We start from the raw sequence: 3,268 nt of genomic DNA, 5'->3' as shown, positions 1-3,268 counted from the left end.
ACGCCCTGCGTGGCTGCGCGCGCACCGGGAACGTCCCAGCCACGCAGGGCGTGGCTCTACGCGTTTGGCGCACACCTGATCGCGGCCATGCCTTATTCCGCATCCAGATGCAGTAAAAGCGTCAAGACGTCGCACCGGGTGCCCGGCACATTGTGACCGTGTGATGAAAAACACGTAGTCATCTGCTGGGCGTGGAACGCCCGTCCATAACCCCGAAAGAACCGATCCACTGGCGCACGCCGGTGCGGGGACGTGTTGTCCCCCGAATGCCGGCAGTCGCATGACCGAGGAAATTCGCCATGACGTTCCACCCGTTCCATGCACCGAATGCTTCGACGTTGTCCCTTGCCGTGGCCGCCGTGCTGCTGCTCGCCTCTGCGGCACCTGCAATGGCACAGGAGGCCGCTGCCGCCGGCAGCGGTCCCACCACCAACCTGGACAGCGTCGTGGTGACCGGTTCGCGCCTGCGCCGAGTCGATACCGAGAGCGCCAATCCGGTGGTCACCGTAACCCAGGAGCAGATCGCCGCCACCGGCAAAGCGACCGTGGGTGATCTGCTGCAGGAGCTGCCCTCCATCGCGGGCAATTCGACCAATCCCAACACCAACAACGGGGGTGGCACCGGCGCATCGACCATCTCGCTGCGCGGCCTGGGTGACAAGCGCACCCTGGTGCTGGTCAATGGCGTTCGCCTGGCCTACAACGACGTCAACGCGATTCCAGCCAGCATGATCGAGCGCATCGAAGTGCTCAGCGATGGTGCGTCAGCGATTTACGGCTCCGACGCCATCGGCGGCGTGGTCAACTTCATCCTGCGCGACCGCTTCGAGGGTGTGCAGTTCACGGCGGACTTCGGCACCAGCAGCGAGGGCGACGGCAACCGCCGCAACTTCTCCCTGACCGGCGGCAAAGCCTGGGACCGTGGCAGCATCGTGGCCGGCGTGTCGTACCACAACCTGGACGCCGTCTCCGCCCTCAACCGCGACTATTCAAAGGATGCGCTCTATCTGAGCAGCGGCGAGGCGGTGAAGCAGGGCTCCTCGGCGACCCCGAGCGGGTCGATCAACTTCAATGACGGCTCGGCCGCGTCCGACGCACTGGCGACGGCGAATGGGTGTTCGCGCGTCACCTTGAACAGCGGGGTGTCCGGTGCCACCGGTCCGGGCGATTTCCACTGTTACAACGCCGCCAACGACTCGTACAACTACCAGCCGTACAACCTCCTGCAGACGCCGCAGGAGCGCAGCAACGCGTTCGCTTTGGCGACCTTCCGTTTCACCGACAACATCGAAGGTTACGTCAACACCTGGTTCAGCAAGACCGAGTCGGCCTCGGTGATCGCGCCGATTCCGATCTTCGCCAACGGTGACAACTTCCTGGTCTCTGCCGACAGCTACTACAACCCGTTCGGGGTCAACTTCGGTACCGACCGCACCACGGGGACCTCCTACAACGACCTCAACAGTCGCGCCACCGTGCTTGGCAACCGTCGCTACGAATACAAGACCGACAACTTCCAGATCAGCCCGGGTCTGCGTGGGGGCTTCGGCAACAGTTCCTGGCAGTGGGACGTCAATCTGAACTACGGGCGGGTGAAGCAAACCTCGACCAACTATGGCTTCCTGGACTATGCGTCGTTCAACCAGGCCGTCGGCCCGTCGTTCCTCGACGTCGACGGAACGGTCAAGTGCGGCACCGCCGGCAACGCGATCGCGGGCTGTACGCCGCTCAACATCTTCAACCTCAACGACGCCTCCAGTCTGGGTACGCTGCAGTCGATGATCGTCAATCCGGTGGTCAGCAGTGTCTACACGGTCAAACAGGCCGAAGCCAACGCCAACGGCGATCTGTTCGAGCTGCCGGCCGGCATGGTCGGGCTGGCGGTCGGCGTTTCCTATCGCGAAGAGAAGAGCACCAGCAAGGCAGATGCGCTCTGGACCGGCGATGAGAACGGCCTGTGTGGCGTCATCGAATTCTGCGCCTCCCAGTTGAGCGGTAGTTTCGACGTCAAGGAGGCCTACGCGGAAGCCTTGTTCCCGCTGCTGAAGGACCTGCCGGGCATCGAGTCGCTCAACGTCAGCATCGGTACGCGCTACTCGGACTACAGCTCGGTCGGCAGCAAGACCAACAGCAAGCTCTCCATCGAGTACCGCCCCGTCCACGACCTGCTGCTGCGCGGCACGGTGTCGGAGGTGTTCCGCGCGCCCAACATCAATGAACTCTATTCGGGCGTGGCCGGCGATGCGCCGACCGTCAATGACCCGTGCAATGGCTACACCGGTGGCAACGACGTGGCGTGTGCCAATGTCCCGACCGATGGCAGCTACCACCAGGCCGACGGCCAGATCTCGGGCAAGGCATCCGGTGCGGTCGTGGCGGGCTATCAGCTCAAGCCGGAAACCGGCAAGTCGTACGACGTCGGCTTTGTCTATGACCCGCGCTGGCTGGAAGGGCTGTCGATCAGTGCCGACTGGTGGCGCATCGACCTGGAGGACACCATCACCGGCGTCTCCGCACAGACCGTGTTGAACCAGTGCTACTCAAACCCGGCCAGTGCGTTCTGCGCGCTGATCCACCGCAACGGCAACGGCACCATCAACTATGTGGCCGAACCCACCGTCAACCTGGGCACGCTGGCCACGCGCGGCGTGGACTTCAGCGTGAACTACCGCCTCAACGAAACCCCGTGGGGTCGTTTCACCGCCGGTCTCAACGGCACCTATCTGGAGCGCTACGACGTGCTTCCGGATACCACCGACCCGAGCACGGTCACGATCCGCAACGGCGGCATGTACACCTATGCCTACGGCAACTTCCCGCGCTGGCGCGGGCTGGGCAGCCTGAGCTGGAACATGGACGACTGGAGCGCCTCGTGGCGCGTCCGCTACATCGGCAAGACCCGGATCGGCAGCAGCGATCTGGAGCAGGGCCTGTCCGCCGATACCGACGAGGCCGGTGTGGTCCGTCGGATCGGATCGTTCGTGTATCACAACCTGCAGGTGGGCTACACCGTGGCCCCGTGGCACACCGCCTTCGAACTGGGCGTGGACAACGTGACCAACAAGCAGGCTCCGCTGTACTACGCCAACAACGGTGGCAACGGCAACACCGACGTGGCCACCTATGACGTGCTCGGTCGCTTCTACTGGGCCCGGATGTCGATCAAGTTCTAGTCAGCACAGTCGGGGGGGGGGGGGGGGGGGGGGGGGGGGGGGGGGGCCGCGGGGCGCCGCCCCCCCCCCCCCCGCCCCCCCCCCGCCCCCACCCG

1 protein-coding gene is annotated in these 3,268 nt (G+C 64.6%); it reads left to right on the top strand.

All coding sequences use genetic code 11. The annotated features are described in order from the left end of the window. Positions 1-389: 389 nt before the first annotated feature. Positions 390-3,173: a TonB-dependent receptor gene (locus QMX83_RS20845; RefSeq protein WP_282298531.1), complete on the top strand. Its 2,784-nt coding sequence runs from the start codon at positions 390-392 to the stop codon at positions 3,171-3,173. Positions 3,174-3,268 lie beyond the last annotated feature (95 nt).

The sequence above is a fragment of the Stenotrophomonas sp. PS02289 genome (assembly GCF_029960115.1).
GTDB lineage: Bacteria > Pseudomonadota > Gammaproteobacteria > Xanthomonadales > Xanthomonadaceae > Stenotrophomonas.
The sequence above is the reverse complement of the archived record's forward strand: the minus strand, read 5'-3'. Positions and strand labels throughout refer to the sequence as shown.

What these genes read in the sequence shown, in the direction of transcription:
- QMX83_RS20845 (WP_282298531.1), top strand. Translation starts at nt 390, where the DNA reads ATGGCACAGGAGGCCGCTGCCGCCGGCAGCGGTCCCACCACCAACCTG.